The sequence below is a fragment of the Sulfurihydrogenibium subterraneum DSM 15120 genome (assembly GCF_000619805.1).
GTDB lineage: Bacteria > Aquificota > Aquificia > Aquificales > Hydrogenothermaceae > Sulfurihydrogenibium > Sulfurihydrogenibium subterraneum.
Map to the genome: position 1 here is coordinate 43,586 of NZ_JHUV01000013.1, position 21,360 is coordinate 64,945.

General features: G+C 31.2%; 20 protein-coding genes and 1 tRNA gene. 14 read left to right on the forward strand and 7 right to left on the reverse strand.

Going from position 1 to position 21,360, the window contains the following annotated elements; genetic code table 11:
• Positions 1-5: 5 nt before the first annotated feature.
• The 5 genes from Q385_RS0107740 to Q385_RS0107760 form a co-directional block, all read right to left on the reverse strand.
• Positions 6-485 (reverse strand): hypothetical protein, encoded by a 480-nt coding sequence (locus tag Q385_RS0107740; RefSeq protein ID WP_028951115.1) that lies wholly within the window; start codon positions 483-485, stop codon positions 6-8.
• A gap of 111 nt (positions 486-596) precedes the next feature.
• A tRNA-Cys gene (locus Q385_RS0107745) sits at positions 597-668 on the reverse strand.
• 61 nt (positions 669-729) lie between these two features.
• Positions 730-1,974: a hemolysin family protein gene (locus Q385_RS0107750; protein WP_028951116.1), complete on the reverse strand. Its 1,245-nt coding sequence runs from the start codon at positions 1,972-1,974 to the stop codon at positions 730-732.
• The gene (locus Q385_RS0107755; protein ID WP_028951117.1) at positions 1,967-3,256 is read right to left on the reverse strand and encodes a hemolysin family protein; all 1,290 of its coding nucleotides are present in this window, start codon (positions 3,254-3,256) and stop codon (positions 1,967-1,969) included. The genes Q385_RS0107750 and Q385_RS0107755 overlap by 8 nt, the downstream gene beginning before the upstream one ends.
• The gene (locus Q385_RS0107760; RefSeq protein WP_028951118.1) at positions 3,249-4,184 is read right to left on the reverse strand and encodes an ABC transporter ATP-binding protein; all 936 of its coding nucleotides are present in this window, start codon (positions 4,182-4,184) and stop codon (positions 3,249-3,251) included. The genes Q385_RS0107755 and Q385_RS0107760 overlap by 8 nt, the downstream gene beginning before the upstream one ends.
• Positions 4,185-4,282: 98 nt before the next feature.
• Here Q385_RS0107760 and Q385_RS0107765 point away from each other — a divergent pair, with 98 nt between their 5' ends.
• Genes Q385_RS0107765 through plsY form a run of 12 tightly spaced genes read left to right on the forward strand, consistent with a single transcriptional unit; the run spans position 4,283 to position 16,122 of the window.
• Positions 4,283-5,974, forward strand: coding sequence for a proline--tRNA ligase (locus tag Q385_RS0107765; protein ID WP_028951119.1), 1,692 nt, complete (start codon positions 4,283-4,285; stop codon positions 5,972-5,974).
• Positions 5,962-6,798, forward strand: a complete 837-nt coding sequence (locus Q385_RS0107770; RefSeq protein WP_028951120.1) for a GAF domain-containing protein — start codon at positions 5,962-5,964, stop codon at positions 6,796-6,798. Before Q385_RS0107765 ends, Q385_RS0107770 begins: the two co-directional genes overlap by 13 nt.
• Position 6,799: 1 nt before the next feature.
• Positions 6,800-8,536, forward strand: coding sequence for a GspE/PulE family protein (locus Q385_RS0107775; protein WP_051524426.1), 1,737 nt, complete (start codon positions 6,800-6,802; stop codon positions 8,534-8,536).
• A gap of 11 nt (positions 8,537-8,547) precedes the next feature.
• Positions 8,548-9,699 carry a 5-(carboxyamino)imidazole ribonucleotide synthase gene (locus Q385_RS0107780; protein ID WP_051524429.1) on the forward strand — a complete coding sequence of 384 codons (1,152 nt, stop codon included), beginning with the start codon at positions 8,548-8,550 and terminating at the stop codon, positions 9,697-9,699.
• Positions 9,696-10,208 (forward strand): 5-(carboxyamino)imidazole ribonucleotide mutase, encoded by a 513-nt coding sequence (gene purE, locus Q385_RS0107785; protein ID WP_028951123.1) that lies wholly within the window; start codon positions 9,696-9,698, stop codon positions 10,206-10,208. The genes Q385_RS0107780 and purE overlap by 4 nt, the downstream gene beginning before the upstream one ends.
• Positions 10,201-11,067, forward strand: a complete 867-nt coding sequence (gene murB, locus Q385_RS0107790) for a UDP-N-acetylmuramate dehydrogenase (protein ID WP_028951124.1) — start codon at positions 10,201-10,203, stop codon at positions 11,065-11,067. Before purE ends, murB begins: the two co-directional genes overlap by 8 nt.
• Positions 11,060-11,965, forward strand: coding sequence for a D-alanine--D-alanine ligase (locus tag Q385_RS0107795; protein ID WP_028951125.1), 906 nt, complete (start codon positions 11,060-11,062; stop codon positions 11,963-11,965). The genes murB and Q385_RS0107795 overlap by 8 nt, the downstream gene beginning before the upstream one ends.
• The gene (locus Q385_RS0107800; protein ID WP_037919860.1) at positions 11,962-12,627 is read left to right on the forward strand and encodes a cell division protein FtsQ/DivIB; all 666 of its coding nucleotides are present in this window, start codon (positions 11,962-11,964) and stop codon (positions 12,625-12,627) included. Before Q385_RS0107795 ends, Q385_RS0107800 begins: the two co-directional genes overlap by 4 nt.
• Positions 12,628-12,639: 12 nt before the next feature.
• Positions 12,640-13,884: a cell division protein FtsA gene (gene ftsA / locus Q385_RS0107805; protein ID WP_028951127.1), complete on the forward strand. Its 1,245-nt coding sequence runs from the start codon at positions 12,640-12,642 to the stop codon at positions 13,882-13,884.
• An 11-nt stretch (positions 13,885-13,895) separates the two neighbouring features.
• Positions 13,896-15,023, forward strand: a complete 1,128-nt coding sequence (gene ftsZ, locus Q385_RS0107810; RefSeq protein ID WP_028951128.1) for a cell division protein FtsZ — start codon at positions 13,896-13,898, stop codon at positions 15,021-15,023.
• A gap of 2 nt (positions 15,024-15,025) precedes the next feature.
• Complete coding sequence (gene pgsA / locus Q385_RS0107815) at positions 15,026-15,541, forward strand: CDP-diacylglycerol--glycerol-3-phosphate 3-phosphatidyltransferase (protein WP_028951129.1); 516 nt, start codon at positions 15,026-15,028, stop codon at positions 15,539-15,541.
• Positions 15,532-16,122 (forward strand): glycerol-3-phosphate 1-O-acyltransferase PlsY, encoded by a 591-nt coding sequence (plsY, locus tag Q385_RS0107820; protein WP_028951130.1) that lies wholly within the window; start codon positions 15,532-15,534, stop codon positions 16,120-16,122. The genes pgsA and plsY overlap by 10 nt, the downstream gene beginning before the upstream one ends.
• 32 nt (positions 16,123-16,154) lie before the next feature.
• Here the strand turns inward: plsY and htpX are convergent, their stop codons facing one another.
• Together htpX and dnaK are read right to left on the reverse strand one after the other, a co-directional pair.
• The gene (gene htpX / locus Q385_RS0107825) at positions 16,155-17,048 is read right to left on the reverse strand and encodes a zinc metalloprotease HtpX (protein ID WP_028951131.1); all 894 of its coding nucleotides are present in this window, start codon (positions 17,046-17,048) and stop codon (positions 16,155-16,157) included.
• Between the two features lie 101 nt (positions 17,049-17,149).
• Positions 17,150-19,000: a molecular chaperone DnaK gene (gene dnaK, locus Q385_RS0107830; protein WP_028951132.1), complete on the reverse strand. Its 1,851-nt coding sequence runs from the start codon at positions 18,998-19,000 to the stop codon at positions 17,150-17,152.
• A gap of 136 nt (positions 19,001-19,136) precedes the next feature.
• Between dnaK and Q385_RS0107835 the strand changes: the two genes are divergently transcribed.
• Both Q385_RS0107835 and Q385_RS0107840 read left to right on the forward strand, forming a co-directional pair.
• Positions 19,137-19,652: a hypothetical protein gene (locus Q385_RS0107835; RefSeq protein ID WP_028951133.1), complete on the forward strand. Its 516-nt coding sequence runs from the start codon at positions 19,137-19,139 to the stop codon at positions 19,650-19,652.
• Entirely contained in the window at positions 19,645-21,330 is a 1,686-nt protein-coding gene (locus tag Q385_RS0107840; protein WP_028951134.1) for a DEAD/DEAH box helicase, read from the forward strand. The genes Q385_RS0107835 and Q385_RS0107840 overlap by 8 nt, the downstream gene beginning before the upstream one ends.
• Positions 21,331-21,360: the final 30 nt, after the last annotated feature.

Here is a 21,360-nt window from a genome sequence, read left to right on the forward strand (position 1 = left end):
CCTCCTTATAAACCTAATAAGAATGCTACTTCTTCAGGTTTTCTTCCTTCTAATAAATATTGTAATGCATTTAATCCTTTTTCATCTAAAGATATGTAAAGAGCTTTTCTTTTATCTTCAAAAGGGACTACAAGTACAGGAACTCTCCATGTTTGAATAAATCTTTTCCAATCACTTTGAAAATTTGTAAGTAAAAGTTTTGCTTCAGTGGTTTTTCCAAGTAAGTAGTTTACAAGTGCAAGCATATACTTTCCTTCAGGAATTTTTGACGCTGATTTTGCGAGTTCTTTTCTGGCATCTTTTAAATTACCATCTATGTAGTAGTTAAAACCTTGAACAAAAGCTTTTTCTTCTTCTGGCATATCTAAATAAAATTCAAATGGTACTTCCATATAAGTTTCTACGTTATCGAACTCTATAAACTCATTAACTTGTGTCTCAAATTTAGCTGGATGTCCTTTAAAAATCAAAATTCCTTTTTCCATACTTCACCTCTTAAAGTTTTTCAAAATTTTACCATTTTAGCATTTGATAAAATATGGTATAAATCTTATTTTAACAATGATTTTTGATTTTTTAGAGAAGAGAGATAAAAAAGGCCGGGGTGGGAATCGAACCCACGTATAAGGGATTTGCAGTCCCCTGCCTTACCACTTGGCTACCCGGCCATTTAAGATTAATATATTATAGCACAGTTTATTTTTATTTCAAAATCTGGGTATTCAACATTTAACTCTGTTTTATCTTTTTTATCTTCACTTCTAAAACTCTTCTTTTTTCTATTTTTAAAACTTCAAACTGGTAATCTCCGATATATATAACTTCGTTCTTTTTTGGCATTCTTCCTAAGATGTAAGTTATCATTCCGTTTACCGTTTCGTAATTTCCTGCTGGTAAATCTATATCTATAAGGGTCTTTAGCTCTTTTACTTCCATTAAACCATCAACTACTATTTCATCTACCGATTGTCTTTTTAATTTAGGTTTCTCCTTTTTTACAAAATCATCTTTTATCTCTCCAACTATCTCTTCTAATACATCTCTTAGCGTTATTATACCTATGGTAGCTCCTCTTTCATCAACAACAACCGCTATGTGGTCTCTATAGTGCTTAAAACCTTTTAAAACGTTAGGAAGGCTTGTAAATTCTGGAATGTATCTTATACCTTTTATGTACTTTGTTATTGGGTCGTTTGGTTTTGCAAATAAAAGGTCGTAAGACCTTACAAATCCTATTATCTGATCTATTCTTTTTCTATAAACTGGAATTCTCGTGTATCCTGATTCTTTAAAAACTGGAACAACTTCCATAACTTTTTTATCGTCAGCTACTGCTACAACATCAGACAAAGGTATAACAATCTCTGATATTCTCCTTTCACTAAATATTAAAATATTTCCTATGATTTTCTTTTTAAGTTCATCTATATATTCTATTTGAAGTAAAAGGTCAAGGAGCTCCTCTTTTGTGTAATACTTTTCCTGTTTAGACTTTAATCTGAATAAAAAGAATACAACCTTGTTAACTCCTTCTGCAAACCATAAAAATGGCTTAAAAACTTTTCTAAAAAAATCTAAAAATTCAACTATTAAATAAATTAATTCATCTGCATAGTGCTGAAAGACGCTTTTTGGTATTATTTCTCCAAATAAAAGTGTAATAATCACTATAGCTTCTGCAAAGATTTCTTCTTTACTTTTTAAGATAGGAAAAATTACAGACATATCGTGTAGCATAGCAACAAAGGTGGAAGTAGCAAGGGTTATACTTAAAATTGTTCCTACTAGTCCAACGTAAATGTACTGGTTATAGTATTTTTCAAGTAAGTTATAGACTTTTTCTGCCTTTTTGTTCCCTTCTGATGCTCTGTACTTTAATTTTGTTTTATTTACGGAAAATAACGCTATCTCACTACCAGAAAATAGAGCTTCAAAAAACACAAAAAGAATTATAAGAACTATATAACTAAACATTTTCTGTTTTAACCTCTTCTTCCCATTGAGTATTTTGAAGTTTTTCTATCTGCACTTTTTCTACTCTGTTAAATGACATTTGAAGTACAGTAAACCTATAGTTTTTGTAATCAAAGTACTCTCCTTCCTGTGGAAATCTTTTAAACTGGTCTAAAACAAAGCCTGCAACTGTATCGTAGTCGTAATCTTCAGGAAGCTCTATACCCAGCTCTTCTTTTAAAAAGTCTACATCTGTTTTTCCAAGAACAATCCAGGTATTTTCGTTTATCTGTCTTATGGCTGGTTCTACAGGTTCAAACTCTTCTGGAATATCTCCAACTATAGACTCTATTATGTCTTTGTAAGTAAGCAATCCTACAGTTGTTCCGTGTTCGTTTACCACTATTGCAAGGTGCTGTTTAGATTCGTTAAATTTTTTCATCGCTTCTAAAAGGGTTGTAAATTCTGGTAAAAATAAAGCTGGTTTTATAAAGCTATCTATCTTTTCTTCTTTACCTTCTAATATTAGAAAGATAATATCTTTTAGATGAAGTATTCCTACTATGTTATCTAAGTCTCCATCATAAACTGGTATTCTGCTGTAATCTTTATCTTCAAGAAGTTTAGTTAAGTCTCTTATAGATATACCTTTTTCAACAGCAAATATATCTCTTCTTGGTACCATTATCTCTATCACTGTTTTTTCTTCAAGTTCAAAAGTGTTGTCTATAAGCTCTTTTTCTTCTTCTGTTATGATTTTTAAATCACTTGCATTGTGAATTAAAAATTTAAAATCTTCTTGTGTAATTTTATGTTCTTCTGTTAATATTTGAATACCAAATTTATTTAATGTCCACTCTGTTATCTTTAACAAAATAAATCTAAATGGTGTTATTGCTGTATAAAATAAGTAAAATGGTTTTGCTATGGTTAAAGCATACTTTTCAGGATAGTTTGTCCCTATAATCTTAGGTGTTATATCTCCAAGACTTAAAAGTAGTAAAGCACTTATAAATGACCCAAACAGTAAATACTCTTTTCCAAAGTAGTTGATTGTTATTGATGCTACCACAGAAGTAGCTGCAACGTTTGCCAGTTCATTTCCTATTAAAAACGTTATAACTAACTCTTTTGGGTGGTTTCTTAAAAATTCTACTATCTTGGCTGATTTATTTCCCTTTTCTGCCAATTTTTTTATCTTTATTCTGTCAAGAGAGAAAAATGATGATTCAACAGCTGCAAAAAGTCCTGCTGTAAGGACAAAGAAAAATGTAAGTAAGAAGTAAAACAGAAAATCAGACAAAATGGCAGTAAACCTCCCGATTATCTACCGTTTTATATGTTGGTTTTTGTTTACATACATCTGTAGCAATAGGACATCTTCCTATAAACTCACAACCTTCCTGATAGCCTGTGTCTTCTTTTATGTGAATAAAAGGTTTTCTATATTTAGGGTGAGCAGGAGGAAGACTTTCAAGTAGTAGTTTTGTATATGGATGTAGAGGATTTTTTATTACATCTTCTTTACTTCCTTTTTCCATTACTTTTCCTTTGTATAAAACGACTATATAATCTGCAATGTGTCCAACAACGTTTAAATCGTGGGATATGAAGATAAAACTTATACCTTTTTCTTCTTTTAAGCGTTTTATAAGTTCTATAATCTGAAGCTGAACGCTTACATCTAGGGCGGAAGTAGGTTCATCTGCAACCACTAAAAAAGGGTCTAAGATGATAGCTCTTGCTATAGCTACTCTCTGTCTTTGACCTCCTGATAGCTCGTGAGGGTATCTATTTAAAAACGTCTCATCAAGACCAACATCTTTTATTGCCTTTACTACTAAATCTTTTCTTTCTGATTTTGGGTATTTATGAACTATTAGAGTTTCTTCTAAAATGTCTATTATTTTAAATCTTGGGTTTAAAGAAGTTCTTGGGTCTTGGAATATAATTGAGATTTTTTTCCTATCTTCTTTTGAAAGGTTATTTGTAATATTTTTACCAAGGAGGTAAACTTTACCACCGTCTGCTTTTATAAGATTTAAGATAATTTTCCCTATCGTAGATTTACCACTTCCTGATTCTCCAACCAACCCTACTATCTGATTTTTTTCCACAGAAAAACTTACATCAGATAGAGCTTGAAAATACTCTTTTTTAAATAAACCACTTTTAATTACATATCTTTTAGTTAAATTTTCAGCCTTCAGCAGCTGCTTACTACTATCCATAACAATTTTTATTTTTCACTGTGTTTTTTTAACAACCTCATCAATATGTTAAAATAATTATACCATAAAGGTTTTAAAAAATTTATGACGGAGGCTTGATGTTAGCAAGTAGATACTTTATGCCAACTCTAAAAGAAAATCCATCAGAAGCACAAGTACCATCTCATATATATCTAATAAGAGGCGGATTTATAAGAAGTTTAGCAGCTGGAATATACGAATACTTACCACTTGGTTTTAGAGTTTTAAAAAAGATAGAAAATGTAATAAGAAAAAGAATGGACGAAGCGGGAGCTTTAGAAGTTCTTTTACCTATATTAACTCCTGCTGAACTTTGGAAAGAGACTGGTAGATGGGACGTTTACGGAAAAGAGCTTTTTAGATTAAAAGATAGAAAAGATGCAGATTTTGCACTTGGTCCAACCCACGAAGAGACAATAACAGATTTGGTAAGAAAAAACGTAAGGTCTTACAAAGACTTGCCTCTTAACTTTTACCAGATTCAAACTAAGTTTAGAGATGAAGCAAGACCAAGGTACGGACTTATAAGGGGAAGAGAGTTTATAATGAAAGATGGATACTCCTTTGATATATCAGAAGAAGATGCAGTAAAAACCTACGAAGTTATGAAACAGACTTATCATAGAATATTCCAAGACTTAAAGTTAGACTATCTTATGGTTGAGGCTGACGTAGGAGCTATAGGAGGAAAATTTTCTCACGAATTTGTTGTAAAAGTTCCTTCTGGAGAGGCACATATAGTATACTGTGAAAATTGTGGATACGCCGCAAACGTAGAAGCTGCAAAATTCCACCACCATAAATTACCTGTTGAAGATTTAAAACCTTTAGAAAAAGTCCACACACCTAACGTATCATCTGTAGAAGATGTAGCAAAATTTTTAAATTTACCAGTGGAGAAAGTAGTAAAAACTTTAATATACAAAGCTGATGATAGATTTGTTGCAGTATTAATAAGGGGAGACAGGGAAGTTAACGAAACAAAACTTGCCAACGTATTAAAAGCCTTAGATGTAAGACCTGCCTCTTCAGAAGAGTTAAAAGACCTTGGAATAGTAGAAGGTTTTGTAGGACCTATAGGTTTAAACCTTCCTTTGTATGCAGATTACTCTATAAATGAGCTGTACAACTTTGTTATAGGGGCAAACGAAAAAGATTATCACTACATAAACGCAAATATAGGAAGAGACTTTAAGGTAGAAAACTTTTACGATTTAGCAACTGCAAAAGAAAAAGACCCTTGTCCTGTTTGTAAAAATCTTTTAAAAGAAACAACTGGACTTGAAGTAGGACATATATTTTTACTTGGAACTAAGTACTCTCAAGCTATGAAAGCCTACTTTACAGACAAGGATGGAAAAGAAAAACCAATAGTTATGGGTTGCTACGGAATAGGTGTGAGCCGTTTAATCGCTGCAATAGTAGAGCAGTATCATGACGATAAAGGTATAATATGGCCTGATGTAGTCGCACCTTTTAACCTTCATATACTTGTTTTAAATGTTAAAGATGAAAAAAGTTTAAAAGCAGGATTTGAGATATACGAAAAAGCTAAAAAGTTAGGTTTAGACGTTTTACTTGACGAAAGGGATATATCACCAGGTGCAAAGTTTAAAGATGCAGACCTTATAGGAATACCCCACAGAATAGTTATAGGAAAGGCTTTAAACGAAGGAAAGATTGAGTATCAAAAAAGAGAAAAGTTGGACGAAAAACAATTGATAGATTTAGATTCAATTGAGGATTTATTTAAAATATGGTCGAATTAGAAAATTTTTTAGAAAAAATAATAGATTATGAAAATTTAGAGGATTTTATTAAAGATATAACAGAAAAAACAAGAAGAATTTTAGGCGCAGAGAGATGTACTTTATTTCTATATTATCCTGAAGATGAAAGTTTAAGAAGTATTGTTTTCCATGCAGATATGGAAAAAATGATTGATATCTCATTAAATGAGAAAAGTATAGCTGGATACGTTTTCAAAAATAATGTTATGGTTAATATTAAGGATGTCAACAATAAAGAAGAACTTAAATTAATAGATAAGGATATTTCTTATCATGATTGTTGGGCAAATATAAATACTACACCAACCAAAAGCATGCTTGTAATACCAGTAATATTTAAAAATGAAGTTATTGGTGTTCTATCCATTGTTAACAAATTTCCACAATTTACAAAGGAAGACGAGAAAACGGGTTCAGAGCTTGGAAAGTTGATTGGATATATTTTAAAAAACTTTTTGAAAAAGTTAGAGTTGATAAATTTAAATAATATAAATGAAACTATCATTTCTTCAATCAACGAAGGTGTAATTCTTACAGATTCTAAAGATAGAATTGTGAAAGTAAACTACAAGTTTCTTGAGATGATTGGTTTTAGATACAGTTATGAACAACTAATAGATAAAAGAATATATGATGTTTTACCTTTATTAGAATCTCACAAAGAAAAAATAGAGCTTGCTAAAAATAAAAGAATTTCACAAGATGTTACAGTTGGAATAATTAGAATTAAAGTAATACCAATTTTTATAAATCATATTATGAACAATCTTTTAAAAAACTTAGTATACATAGTAGAGTACTAATATGGGATATATAATAAGAAAGAAAAAATCTACTGTAAACTTTACAGACTTGATTACAGAAAGACTTGGCATATCTATAGATGAGTTAAAACAGCTTCAAGAATTAGCATCTGAAAAAAAGAAAAGTGTACTTGAAATTCTTATTGAAAGAGGATATTCCGAAGAAGAAATTGCAAAAATAAAAGCTGAGTATTTCGGTTATACATACGATAAACTTACAAACTATATACCTGAAGAATATTTAGTAAATCTCTTTGATAAAAATTATTTAAAAAACAGATTAATTTTGCCAATAAGTCTAAAAAACGATGTTTTAGTTATAGCTATGGCTGAACCATCGGATGTTCTAAGTTTAAATGAGATAATAGAAAAATTAAATAAGGAAGGTTATAAAATTGGGGAATTATCTGTTATTGTTACAACGAAAAATCAAATTTTAGAAAAAATAGATTCTATCTATGAAGAAAAAGAAAAGATTTCAAAGATATTGCACACTTTAAATAGTGTAACAGAAAGTACAGTATTTAAAGATTTTAAGGCAGAGTTAGAAAAGGTTACAGAAACGAGCTCTCCTATAATTGCCCTTGCAAACCAAATAATAGAAGATGCTGTAAAAAGAGGTGCAAGTGATATTCACATTCAACCAACAGAATTAAACTTAAGAATAAGGTTCAGAGTGGATGGAGATTTGACAGACTATCTTGTTCTACCTAAATATTTGAGTGATGCCATTGTATCAAGGTATAAGATTATGGCAGATATGAAAATAGACGAAAAAAGAGTTCCTCAAGATTCTAGGATAAATTATAATTTTTACAATCCTGCATACAATATAGATTTAAGAGTATCAACTATACCAACTGTTTATGGTGAAGATCTTGTAATGAGAATATTGGATAAAAGTAATGTTATTTTAGATTTAGATAAACTCGGATTTTCAGAAGAATACTTAAATTTATACAGAGAAACAATAAGAAAACCTTATGGAATAATACTTCATGTAGGACCAACTGGTTCTGGAAAAACAACAACTCTTTATTCTGCATTGAAAGAGATAGATACTCCGGATGTAAAAATACTAACAGTTGAAGACCCTGTTGAATATCAGTTAGGAGGTTCTATAGTTCAAACAAACATAAATCCCTCTGCAGGTTATACATTTGCAAGAGCAATAAGATCTTTTTTAAGACACGATCCGGATATTATTCTTGTTGGAGAAATTAGGGATGTTGAAACAGCAAAGACAGCTATAGAAGCATCTTTAACAGGTCACCTTGTTTTCTCAACACTTCATACAAACGATGCTGTAAGTACCATAACAAGACTTGAAGAAATGGGAATAGAGACATATCTTTTAGCAGATTCTTTACTTTTAATCTGTGCCCAAAGATTAGTAAAAAGAATATGTAAAAATTGTAAGGAGGAATATAAACCTTCAAAAAAAGAAAGAATAATAATTGAAAATTCAGGTCTAGAGATAAATGAAAACACAAAAATATTTAGAGGAATCGGATGCCAAGTTTGCAATTTTACAGGCTATAAAGGAAGAACTGGAATACATGAACTTTTAAAAGTTGATGAAAATGTAAAATCTATGATTATAGAAGAAGCATCTACAGAAACAATTAAAAAATACGCTCTAGAACACGGAATGAAAACATTAAGGCAAGATGGTATATTAAAAGTTCTACAAGGAATAACTACAGTTGAAGAAGTTATAAAAAATACTTTAGAATAGTAAGAGGTGTTATGGTACTAAAGGATTTTAGACTTAAACCAACTGACTTTACAATTGGAATTTTAGGTGGCGGTCAGCTTGCAAAGATGACAGCCGTTGAGGCAAGAAAACTGGGTTTAAATGTAATCTGTTTAGACCCGCACGAAAATGCCCCTGCTTCTATGGTAAGTCAGCAGATAGTAGGAAGTGTAAACGATAAAGAGAAACTTCACAAGTTAAATGCTTTATCTGACGTAATAACTTACGAAATTGAGCATATTAACACAGATATCTTAAAAGATGCTCTACCACAGGATAAAGTTTTTCCTTCTATACAGGTATTAGAAACTCTGCAGGATAAATACAAACAAAGAAGCTTTTTCCAAAAATTTAACATTCCTATGCCAAAGTTTAAAGAAATTAAATCAATTCAAGAGTTAAAAGAATGTATCCCCTGCGTCCAGAAGGCAAAAGTGGGAGGATACGACGGAAGAGGTGTTGTAGTTTTAAAAAAAGAAGAAGATTTAGAAAAAGCTATAAATCAGCCTTCTTATGTTGAAGAGATTGTTGATATAGAAAAAGAGCTTGCGGTTATAGTTGTAAGGAATACAGATGGTGATGTAAAAGTATATCCTGTTGTTGAGATGGTTTTTAATCCTGATGGAAACCTTTTAGACTACCTTATATCTCCAGCTGATATAGATGAGTTTACTTTTAAAGAAGCGCAGAACATAGCTATAGCCGCAGTTGAGTCGTTAAACGGCGTAGGCGTTTTCGGAGTCGAGCTATTTTTAGATAAGAAAGGAAAGGTTTTATTAAACGAGGTAGCTCCCAGAACCCACAACTCTGGACATTACACTATAGAAAGCTGTGAAACAAGCCAGTTTGAACAACTTGTAAGAGTTTTAACAAACCTTCCTTTAGGCTCTACCTATCAGTATTTACCAGCTTCCACTATTAACATTTTAGGAGAGTTTGGATACAAAGGAAAACCTATCTATGAAAACCTTGATAAAGTTTTATCTATAGATGGTGTTTACGTTCACATATACGGCAAAAAAGAAACGTTTCCCCTGAGAAAAATGGGACACATAACAATTTTGGACTCTAACAGAGACAGATTATTAGAAAAAACAATAAAAGTCAAAAACTTAATAAAAGTAAAAGGTGAGGTTGAAATATGATAGGTATTATTATGGGGAGTGATTCAGACTTGCCTGTGATGAGTAAAGCTGCAGAAGTTTTAGACAAATTTGGCATAGATTACGAGATAACTATAGTATCAGCACATAGAACGCCTGATAGAATGTACACTTACGCAAAACAGGCAGAAGAAAGAGGAATTAAAGTTATAATAGCAGGTGCAGGAGGAGCTGCCCACCTTCCCGGTATGGTGGCATCTTTAACCCATCTTCCTGTGATAGGAGTTCCAATAAAAACATCTTCTTTAAACGGCTTAGATTCTCTTTTATCAATCGTTCAGATGCCTGCTGGAATACCCGTTGCAACAGTAGCAATAAACAACGCAGAAAACGCAGCTCTCTTGGCTATTTCTATACTGGCAACCTCTAATCCTGACGTAGCAAAGAAGTTAAAAGATTACAAAAACTCCCTTAAAGAGATGGTAGAAAGTAAAGCCAGAAAATTAGAAGAATTAGGTTATAAAGAGTACTTAGAAGCGATGAATGATTAAAATAGAACATTTAAAAAACTTTAGTCTAAAAGATTTTTGCACTATAAAAGTAGGTGGAACAGGAAAGGTAGTTTTTTTTCCAAAAAATACTGAAGAAATCTCATTTTTAATAAAAGAGTACGGTATAAAAAATATCTTCCCCCTTGGAATAGGTAGCAATCTAATTTTTTCTGACGGGTTTATAGACAGAGTTTTTATCCATTCTAAAAACTTAAAACATTATGAAATAACTCAAAAAAACGATACATTTTACTTAACCTTAGAAGCAGGAGTAAGTTTTAAAACTATTAACAACATAGTAAAAAAATACAACCTTGAAGGATTTGAAAATCTCTCTGGAATTCCTGCAACAGTTGGAGGAGCTGTTGCAATGAACGCAGGAGCTTACGGGTCAGAGATTTTTGATATATTAGAAGAAGTATGGTGGATAGATAAGAACGGTAATTTAATACACTCAAAAAAACAGGATATAAAACACTCTTACAGATACTCTCAATTTCAAGAAGAAGGATTTGTTTACAAAGCAAAGATAAAATTGAAAAAAAGCGATAAAGATATTTTTCAAGTAATAAAACAACACCTTTTAGACAGAAACAAAAAACAACCCCTTGACTTACCAACTGCAGGGTCTACTTACAAAAATCCACCACAAACCTATGCAGGAAAACTTATAGAGCAGGTAGGACTAAAAGGCTACAGAATAAACGATATAGGTTTTTCATCAAAACACGCAAACTTTTTAGTTAATTACAAAGACGCAAGATTTGAAGACTTAATAAATCTTCTTCAACTTGCCGAAAAGAAAGTATACGAAACATTTGGAATAAAACTTGAAAGAGAGGTAAAGATAGTTGAGTAAAAAAATCGCACTTCTTTACGGAGGCTACTCAAGAGAAAGGGAAATATCTATAAAAAGTGGAAAAGCAGTTGAAGGATCTCTCCAAAGGTTAGGATACGATTACCAAGTTTTTGACCCAATTGAAAAAGATAAGTTTATAGAAAAAATAATAGATTACAAACCAGATTTAGCATTTATAGCCCTTCACGGAAAAGGAGGAGAAGACGGAACTATCCAGTCTTTATTAGAATTTTTAGACATTCCTTACACAGGTTCAGATTCAAAAACAAGCATGGTCTGTATGGATAAAGTCCTTACAAAGATGTATTTAGAAAAGTTTGGTATTAACACACCTAAATGGAACTTCTTTTTAAAAATAGAAGATGCACTGTCTTTTAAACCAGACTTTCCAGCTGTTGTAAAAGCTCCAAATGAAGGCTCTTCTATAGGCGTATACATAGTTAATAATCAAGATGAGTATAAAAAAGCTATAGAAGAAGCATTTAAGTTAGATGAAAAAGTGTTAGTAGAACAGTTTATAAGAGGAAGAGAGTTGACTGTTGGAATACTTGACGATGAAGTGTTTGATATAGTAGAAGTAGTTGTAGAAGAAGGGTTTTATGATTACCAGAACAAGTATATAACAGGAAAAACAAAGTATATCTGTCCTGCAGAGCTCCCCTCTCAAATCTACAAAACTGTCCAAAATATAGGATATCAAACATACAAAACTTTAAACTGTAAAGGACAGGCAAGAGTTGATATAATATTAGATTATAGTTTAACACCATACGTTTTAGAAGTTAATACTATTCCTGGAATGACTGAGTTTAGCTTACTGCCAAAGGCAGCTGCTGTAAAAGGAATCTCATTTGACCAGTTGGTAGAAAGAATAATAAAAAGTGGTTTGAAAAAATGATAAAAAAAGTTATTGTCGTTGCTTTATGGATTAGCATATGTGCAGTAGTAGGGTATATGTCACCTACTTTGCCTCTTGTTAAAGATGTTATATCTATAAAAACTATTAACGTAAAAGGTACAGATAAGTTTAAAGAAGAAGATATAAAACAGATTTTTAAAAGTCAAAACTGGTTTTTCATATCAGAAAATAATATTAACGAAAAATTAAAACAATATCCTTTTGTAAAAAATGTAAGTGTTTATAAACCACAAATAGGGCAGATAGATTTAGTTGTAGAAGAAAGAAAACCTTTTGCCATTTTATCTATAAATGGTAAAAGCTACATAGTTGATGATGAAGGTAAAATATTAGACTATGAAAACTTTAACAAAGATAATTTACTTAAAATAAATGTTGTAGAACAAAAATTTTTGTCTTATAAAGAGGTTTTTTCTAAAATAGAAAAATTAGTAAATAATCTTGGAATTAAGCCTAAAGAAATAACTATTTCTAAGGCAGAGTTGGCAGTATTAACAGATCAAAATAACATGCTAGTATTCTCCATAGAAAATTTAGAAGAAGAATTAAAAAAAGCAAAAATATTTTTTGCAAAGAATAGCATAGGAAACTATACTTATTTAAATTTTAGTTTTGACGAAATGATTATAGCAAAAAAATAAATGGAGTTTGAGATGGCAAAGAGTAAAATTTTTGTTGCTTTAGATGTAGGAAGTAGTAAGATATCTACAATATTTGGAGATTTAGATGAAATAGGTAATCTATACGTTATTGGCTCAGGAGAATCATTATCAAAAGGTATAGAAAAAGGAACAGTAATTAGCCCGTCAGATGCTATAAAATCCATAAAAGAGAGTATAACAACAGGTGAAAATGCATCCGGATTTAAAGTAAGTGCTGTTTTAGTTAATATTGGTGGACAACATATAGAAGCAAAAAAAGAGAAGGAAAGTATAGCTTTTTCAATGCCAAACAAAGAGATAGAGAAAAATGATGTAAATTCTTTAATAGAAAAAATTAACTCAAAATATCAGAGCGATTCTACAACAATTCTTCATATTATCCCTACAAAGTACATTTTAGACGATGAAGATATCGTATACGACCCTATAGGATTAATAGGAAGTAAATTAACAGGAGAGTTTACAGTTATTACGATAAAAACTAGCACATACAATAATATAAAAAAAATTATTGAATCTACAGGATTAAGAATTATAGATACAATAGTTAATTCATTAGCTTCCGCAACTTCTGTGTTATATCCTGAAGAAAAAGAATTAGGAGTTGCTCTTATAGATATAGGTGGGAGTTTAAGTGATATAGCTATATATAAAAACGGTTCTTTAGAAATGCTTAAATCTATACCATTAGGTGGTTCCTTAATTACAAAGGATATAGCCTTTAGATTCAAAATATCTAAAGAGTTAGCAGAGAGTGTAAAAATCCATTATGGAATGGCAAGTACAGAATTTTTAGAGATAAATGATTACATAGAAGTGCCTTTTAGGGAGAATGAAGAAAGCATAAAAATTGAGAGAAAAGATTTAGTTGAAACAATAGAATGGCGATTGACAGAAATATTTGAGCTACTCAGGAAAGAACTTGAAAAATCTGGATTGTACGATAAATTAACTAGTGGCATCGTATTAACAGGAGGTGTTGCAAATACACCATACATTCAAGATTTAGCTGAAAGAGTGTTTGAAAAAGATGTTAGAATAGGAAAACCTAAAGAGTTCAAGTGCTTTAGTGAAAAACTTTACAGCCCACAATATTCAACAGCAATAGGAATGTTACAATTTATGTCAAACACCTTAGAAAAAACCGAAATACAATATAATAATAATGATAAAAATTTATTAAACATTGAAGGTGTAATTAATAAAATATTTAATAAATTTAAAGAAATGTTTTAAGGGAGGAAATTATGGAAATTAATTACGATGCAAAAAATCCAACAAAGATAAAAGTTTTCGGTGTAGGAGGAGGAGGAAGTAATGCAGTCGCAAGAATGTACCAAGAAGGATTACAGGACGTAGAATTATATATAGTTAACACAGATTTACAACATTTAAACTTTTTACCTGTTCCCAACAAGATTCACATAGGAGAGAGTATCAGTAAAGGATTAGGAGCTGGGTCAAAACCAGAAATTGGCAGAGAAGCTGCAATAGAAAATTTAGATAAGATAAAAGAAGCACTGGAAGGTGCTGATATGGTATTTATTGCAGCTGGTTTAGGAGGAGGTACTGGAACTGGTGCAAGCCCAGTAATAGCTCAAGCAGCTAAGGAAATGGGAATTCTTACAGTAGCTGTTGTTACAAAACCTTTTAGCTTTGAAGGTAAAATAAGACAAAAAATAGCAGAGGAAGGTTTATCACAGCTAAGAGAAAAAGTTGATACTTATTTAGTAATTCATAACGATAGACTATTACAAGTTGCTGGGAAAAATGTATCATTTGCTCAAGCTTTTAAACTTGTAGACAGCATTCTTTATAAATCTGTTAAAGGAATAACAGACCTAATATTAGTTCCTGCATTAGTTAACCCTGACTTTGCAGATGTTAAAACTGTAATGGAAGATGCAGGAAAAGCACTTATTGGTGTTGGTTCTGCTAGAGGTGAGAATAAAATAGAAGATGCTGTAATGTCCGCAACTACATCTCCATTATTAGAAGGAACTTCTATACAAGGCGCAAGAAGATTGCTTATAAATGTAGAAGTTAGTCCAGATTTATCTTTCCAGGAAGTTAATGAAGCAGTTTCTCAAATAAGAGAACTTGCCCACGAAGAAGCTCATATAATATTCGGTGCAGCGATTATAAACGACACAGAAGACGAAATAAAAATTACAGTAATCGCCACCGACTTTGAAAGTGAAGCAAAAAAAGAAGCTAAACAAGAACAACCTAAATTAAAAAAGCCAGTTAATATAGAGAAAATATCTTCTGAAGAAAGAAAAGAAGAAATAGTAAAATCTGATTTAAAATCAGACGAGCTTTCTTACGATGACCTTGAAATTCCACCTTGGATAAGGAAAGGAAGAGGTGGTTAATATTGTCAATAGGTTTAGCTAATCTAATTACACTATCAAGGTTAGCTTTAATACCCTTTATAATCTATTTTATTTTAGAGGATAAATATTTTCTTTCAGGATTTTTAGTCTTATTGGCCATTATTTCAGATTATCTTGATGGAATAGTGGCAAGGTTATCAAACGATGTAACAAAACACGGAGAGCTTTTAGACCCTGCAGTAGATAAAATATTTACAGTATCTGTACTTACTGCCTTTGTATCAAAACATTACATATCTCCTTTTGAAGTTTTTCTTATGGTATCACGAGAAATGTTGGTAACTTGGGTTAGAAGTGTTATGGTTAATAAAGGTGTTGTTATTCCTGCATTTTTTCTTGGAAAAGTTAAAACCACTCTTCAACTTGCCGCAATTTTACTTTTAGCACTCAACTTTATAGACTATGGAACCATTCTTTTGTGGTTTTCTATTTTTGTTGCATATATAAGTGGATTTGAGTATTTTATGATCTTTTATAAGGAGAAAGCGTGGAAGTAAATAGTTTTTTTATATATGTAATAGCAACATACTTAATAGGGTCTATTCCTTTTGGGTTAATAATAGGAAAACTTTTTGGTAAAGATGTAAGAAAAGAAGGAAGTGGAAACATAGGAGCTACAAACGTAACAAGGGTTATAGGAAAAAAGGCTGGAATATTTGTTTTGCTGCTTGATGCTATAAAAGGATTTTTTCCAGTTTACGTTGCAAAGTATTATTTTCCCTCAAAATATATATCTATTATAGCTTTAACAGCAGTTATTGGACATTGCTTTTCAATCTATCTTAAATTTAAAGGTGGTAAGGGTGTGGCTACCGCTTTTGGAGTTTTGTTAGCACTTTCTTCAAAGACAGCTCTGATAGTTTTAACTTTTTGGTTAGGTGTTTTTTTAACTACAGGTTATGTTTCGTTAGCATCTGTACTGTCAGCAGGTATTTCTTGGTCGGTAATTCATGTTTTATTAGATGATATAAATTATACTTTTGCCAGCTTCTTTATAGCCATAATTATAATATTTAAACATAAGAGCAATTTAGATAGATTTTTAGAAGGTAAAGAAAATAGATTTATACATAAATAAAAACCTCCCCTTAAAGGGAAGGTTTGTTTAGATTAAGCGAAATTATACCCATAACTCATTTTTTTTGCTAACTCTTCCAGTCTTCTTATTCTCTCCTCTGTTGGAGGGTGAGTGGAAAATAGTTTCACTATTGTGTCTACTCTTAATGGGTTAACAATCATCATATGAGCTGTACCAGGATTAACCTCTTGACTTGCTAATTGCTGTAATTCTGGATTATGAGCCATCTCTTCTAACTTTCTTAGAGCGTTTGCAAGACATAAAGGACAACCAGATATTTTAGCTCCTGTTTCATCTGCTATAAACTCTCTTGACCTTGAAATAGCCATTTGAATTAACGTTGCTGCCAATGGTGCAACAATAAATAATATTACAGAACCTATAATATTTGCCAACGTATTATTGTTCTCTTCATCTTTGCCACCTAAGAAAGCTGTATAGTATGCCATATTAGCAAGCATAGATATAGCTCCACCAATTGTAGCTGCTATAGAAGATATTAATATGTCTCTATTTTTAATGTGTCCTAACTCGTGTGCTAAAACGCCTCTTAATTCATCTCTGTTTAATATTTGTAAAATCCCTGATGTAACAGCTACAGCAGCGTGATTTGGGTCTCTACCAGTTGCAAAAGCGTTAGGTACGTGTATTGGTGCTAAGTAAATCTTGGGTTTAGGTATACCTGCTTTTCTTGCAAGTTCTTCTACCATTTGATGTAGCCAAGGAGCTTCTTCGTAAGGTATTTCCCTTGCTCCATACATAGCCAATGCCATTTTGTCGGAGAAAAAGTATGCAAAAAAGTTCATTATAAGTGCAACTACAAAAGCTACTATCATACCTTGTTTTCCAGCTACTAAGTGTCCTATTGCAAGGAACATACCTGTAAGGACACCAAGTAGTAAAACTGTTTTCAACTGGTTTACCATTTAGTACCTCCCTTTAAAATTTTTCCTCAATAAATATAAAAGGGGAATCGGATTTTTTCAACCGATTCCCCTCATATTTTTTGTAAATGTTTTGTAAACGATTAGTGTACTTCAGGATTTATTACATCTCCACCACCTTGTCCACCTTGACCGTAAAGTTTAGATGCAAACTTATTCACTACGTTTTGTAGTTTATCCATAGCAGATTGAATTGTAGACTTATCGTTAGACTCTATCGCTTTTTTAGCTTCCGCTATTACACCTTCTGCTTCTGCTAATTCTTCTGGAGTAAATTTAGCTTTATTTTCGTTAAGTGTTTTTTCAAAGCTGTAAACAAGTGCATCTAATTGGTTTCTAAGTTCTATTGTTTCTTTAAACTTCTTATCTTCTTCTTCATGTCTTTTAGCTTCTTCTATTATTTTTTCTATATCTTCTTTTGTCAATCCACTTGAAGGTGTAACTTTAATAGATTGAGATTTTCCTGTTGCTTTATCTGTAGCTGTTACGTGTAGTATACCGTCTGCGTCTATATCAAAGCATACTTCTATCTGTGGAACGCCTCTTGGAGCTGGTGGAATGTCTGTTAGTTTAAAGCTTCCAAGCAATTTGTTTTCTCTTGCTACGCTTCTTTCTCCTTGGTATACTGCTATCTCTACAGTAGTTTGGTTATCTACAGCAGTTGTAAATATTTCACACTTTTTAGTTGGTATAGGTGTGTTTCTTGGAATTAAGACAGTCATTACTCCACCTAAAGTCTCTATACCTAATGATAAAGGTGTTACGTCTATGAGTAGAACATCTTTAACTTCTCCTTGTAATATTCCACCTTGTATAGCAGCTCCTACTGCAACAACTTCGTCAGGATTAACTGATTTGTTTGGTTCTTTTCCGAAAAATTCTCTTATTCTTTGTTGAACTAAAGGTATTCTTGTAGAACCACCTACTAACACAACTTCATCTATATCAGAAGGTTTTAATTTAGCAGCTTCTAACGTTCTTTTGACTATTTCCATTGTTCTGTCTATAAGGTCTTTTATCATCTCTTCTAATCTTGACCTTGTAAGTTTTTTCTGTAGGTGGAGTGGTTGATTTGTGTTAGGGTCTATTGTGATAAACGGAAGGTTAATCTCTGTTTCCATTTTAAATGAAAGTTCTTTCTTAGCTTGTTCTGCAGCTTCTTTTAATCTTTGGAAAGCTGTTTTATCGTTTCTTAAGTCCACTCCGTGTTCTTTTTTGAATTCTTCAACTATCCAGTTGATTATTCTTGCATCTATATCTGAACCACCAAGGTGAGTATCACCGTCTGATGCTTTTACTTCTATAACTCCATCTCCACCTTCAAGAATTGATACGTCAAATGTACCACCACCAAAGTCATAAACCAATATTTTAATGTCTGATTTTTTATCTAATCCGTAGGCTAAAGCTGCAGCTGTAGGCTCGTTTATAATTCTTTTTACTTCTAATCCTGCTATTTTACCTGCGTCTTTTGTAGCTTGTCTTTGTCTTTCGTTAAAGTAAGCTGGAACAGTAATAACAGCTTCTGTAACCTTTTCTCCAAGATAGCTTTCTGCAGCTTCTTTTAATTTTTTAAGAATGTATGCACCTACTTCTTCTGGTCTTACAATTTTTCCTGCGTTAGGAACATCAAAAGCAGCATCTCCTTTTTCGTCTGCAACTACTTTGTAAGGAACGTTTTTGATTTCATTTAAAACTTCGTCATACTTTCTTCCTATAAATCTTTTTGATTCGTAAATTGTGTTTTCAGGGTCTAAAACAGCTCTTCTTTTTGCAGGCTCTCCTACAAGGATTTCTCCTTCTTTAGTCCAAGATACTATAGATGGAGTAGTTCTAAAACCTTCTTGGTTTGCTATAACAACAGGTTCACCACCAATTACAACAGATACTACAGAGTTAGTAGTTCCAAGGTCAATTCCAATAACTTTTCCCATTTTTTACCTCCCTAAGATTTTTTACCTATTAATATAATAATACTTTAGTATGTCTTTGTCAATCTTTTTTATACTAATACAATCAATTTGAATAAATAAAAAAATTTGTTATAATTTTTATAAAAAGGAATGGAAAATGTACTGTTATATAGATTATTTAGAAACTGAAAGTAATTCTTTAAGATTTGGCGTTCTTTTAGTTGACAAAAAATTAAAACCCGTAGAGTTTCGAATTACCTCAAAAATAGTCCTTGAAGATATTCAAAAAATACTTTACGGAGAAACGATAAAAGAAACTCTATTTGTAGAGAAGGTTGGTATTGATTTATTAAATAGTATAGAAAGTAGTTATAATTATATCTTTTGTAAAGAAAGAACACTTTTACTTCTTGGAAATTTTTTTCCAAAACCAATTTTTTACTTGGAAAAGTTTGATGAGTTTAAACCAAGAGACAGATACTCAGTTAAGTTAGTATCTTCTACAGGAAAATTTGATTCTATATCTTTAAAATACTTACCAAAAGATGAAGAAAATATATCTCCTATAACAAAAGAATTATTAGAAATTTTCAAATACGCAGATATTATGGAACCTTTCAAAAGAATTGAAAAAGCAATAAATTACATAGATAAATCAAAATTGTATGATTAAGATATTTAACATACCTATTGATTATTTAAACAGATTAAAGATACAAAAAGTTAATATTGAGCCTGAATTTAAAGTTAGTCAAAATTTGTTTAAAGAATTAGAAGATATAAAGTCCAAAGGAAAAATTTACAATCTTAAAGAAGAAGTAATAGAAAGTTTATCTAAAAAAGTTAACAAAAAAATTAAAAAATCATCATACACTTATAAAAACTTATCCCTTTTTGATCTTATACAACCTATTTTAGCACCAGAAATAAATTTGGACATTCCATCTGATTTAAACTTTCCTTCAAAACTTTTTGACTATCAGATTCAAGGAGTAAAATTTCTTTTAACAAATATTTCAGCTTTACTTGCTGACCAAATGGGAACTGGTAAAACTGTTATGACTACAACCGCTTTAAGGATTTTATTTATAAAAGGTTTAATAAAAAAAGCTCTAATAGTAGCACCTTCAAACCTTTTAAACGTTTGGGAAGAACATATTAAAAATTGGGCTCCAGAGTTACAGATTTTAACTTTAAATGATACTAAAGAAATAAGAGAGTTATTATGGGAAGTAAAATCCCATGTGTATTTGGTAAGTTATGATACACTAAAAAACGATTACAAAGACAGATTTTTAACATTAAAAGAATTTTTCAAGGATTTAGATATTATAATTTTAGATGAAGCTCACAACATAAAAAATAAAGACACCTACAAATCCAAAGCGATAAAGACTTTAACGAAAGAGGTTAAATACAGATGGGCATTATCAGGTACACCCTTACAAAATAATGTTAAGGAACTTGTATCTCTTCTTGAATTCCTACTACCAAAAGAAAAACATTTAGATAAGAAATCACCTGATGAACTAAAAGAAATTTTAAAACCTATTATGATAAGAAGATTAAAGAAAGATGTTTTAAAAGACCTTCCTGAAAAACTTCCTCCTGAAATTGAAAAGTTTGATTTATCTCCAATACAAAAAGAGTACTACGAAAAATACTTATCTTTTGAAAAAAACAGACTTATAGACATTTATAAAAGATTTAGATATGAAAGAAACTTCCAAACAATGTTTAAACAAAACATAATCTTTTCACTTCAAAAATTAAGACAGATTTGTAATTTTCCTCCAGATTCATACCACAGTCCAAAAGCCAATCGTTTAAAAGAGATTATTAAAGAACTTACAGACGATGGAGAAAAAGTGATAGTATTTAGTAATTTTATTCATGAAGGCATCGAGAAAATATTCAAAAGTCTACTAGAAATACTGCCTCAAAGCAGTATAGTTTTGTATCACGGGTCTTTAAATCAAAAAGAAAAACAAGAAGCAGTAAAAAGATTTATGGAAGATAAAAACTGTATGGTGTTTTTAGGTTCTATAACAGCTGCCGGTGAAGGACTAACTTTAACAAGTAGTAGTTATGTAATTTTCTTTGATTTACACTGGAACCCAGCTAAAGTCTGGCAAGCAGAAGACAGAGTACATAGGATAGGACAAACAAAGGCTGTAAATATTTACAACTTTATAACAAAAAATACGGTAGAAGAAAAAATTATACAAAAATTAAAAGAAAAGAAAAACATGATAAACAACCTGATAGACGATACAGCGTCAGAAATTGAATCTGTTTCAATTGAAGATTTACTGGATTTAATTGGATTAGGTAATCAAAACATTGTATAATAGTCAATTATTAATTCTTTAAAAGGAGTT

What these genes read in the sequence shown, in the direction of transcription:
- Q385_RS0107740 (WP_028951115.1), bottom strand. Translation starts at nt 485, where the DNA reads ATGGAAAAAGGAATTTTGATTTTTAAAGGACATCCAGCTAAATTTGAG.
- Q385_RS0107750 (WP_028951116.1), bottom strand. Translation starts at nt 1,974, where the DNA reads ATGTTTAGTTATATAGTTCTTATAATTCTTTTTGTGTTTTTTGAAGCT.
- Q385_RS0107760 (WP_028951118.1), bottom strand. Translation starts at nt 4,184, where the DNA reads ATGGATAGTAGTAAGCAGCTGCTGAAGGCTGAAAATTTAACTAAAAGA.
- Q385_RS0107765 (WP_028951119.1), top strand. Translation starts at nt 4,283, where the DNA reads ATGTTAGCAAGTAGATACTTTATGCCAACTCTAAAAGAAAATCCATCA.
- Q385_RS0107770 (WP_028951120.1), top strand. Translation starts at nt 5,962, where the DNA reads ATGGTCGAATTAGAAAATTTTTTAGAAAAAATAATAGATTATGAAAAT.
- Q385_RS0107775 (WP_051524426.1), top strand. Translation starts at nt 6,800, where the DNA reads ATGGGATATATAATAAGAAAGAAAAAATCTACTGTAAACTTTACAGAC.
- Q385_RS0107780 (WP_051524429.1), top strand. Translation starts at nt 8,548, where the DNA reads ATGGTACTAAAGGATTTTAGACTTAAACCAACTGACTTTACAATTGGA.
- purE (WP_028951123.1), top strand. Translation starts at nt 9,696, where the DNA reads ATGATAGGTATTATTATGGGGAGTGATTCAGACTTGCCTGTGATGAGT.
- murB (WP_028951124.1), top strand. Translation starts at nt 10,201, where the DNA reads ATGATTAAAATAGAACATTTAAAAAACTTTAGTCTAAAAGATTTTTGC.
- Q385_RS0107800 (WP_037919860.1), top strand. Translation starts at nt 11,962, where the DNA reads ATGATAAAAAAAGTTATTGTCGTTGCTTTATGGATTAGCATATGTGCA.
- ftsA (WP_028951127.1), top strand. Translation starts at nt 12,640, where the DNA reads ATGGCAAAGAGTAAAATTTTTGTTGCTTTAGATGTAGGAAGTAGTAAG.
- ftsZ (WP_028951128.1), top strand. Translation starts at nt 13,896, where the DNA reads ATGGAAATTAATTACGATGCAAAAAATCCAACAAAGATAAAAGTTTTC.
- htpX (WP_028951131.1), bottom strand. Translation starts at nt 17,048, where the DNA reads ATGGTAAACCAGTTGAAAACAGTTTTACTACTTGGTGTCCTTACAGGT.
- dnaK (WP_028951132.1), bottom strand. Translation starts at nt 19,000, where the DNA reads ATGGGAAAAGTTATTGGAATTGACCTTGGAACTACTAACTCTGTAGTA.
- Q385_RS0107835 (WP_028951133.1), top strand. Translation starts at nt 19,137, where the DNA reads ATGTACTGTTATATAGATTATTTAGAAACTGAAAGTAATTCTTTAAGA.
- Q385_RS0107840 (WP_028951134.1), top strand. Translation starts at nt 19,645, where the DNA reads ATGATTAAGATATTTAACATACCTATTGATTATTTAAACAGATTAAAG.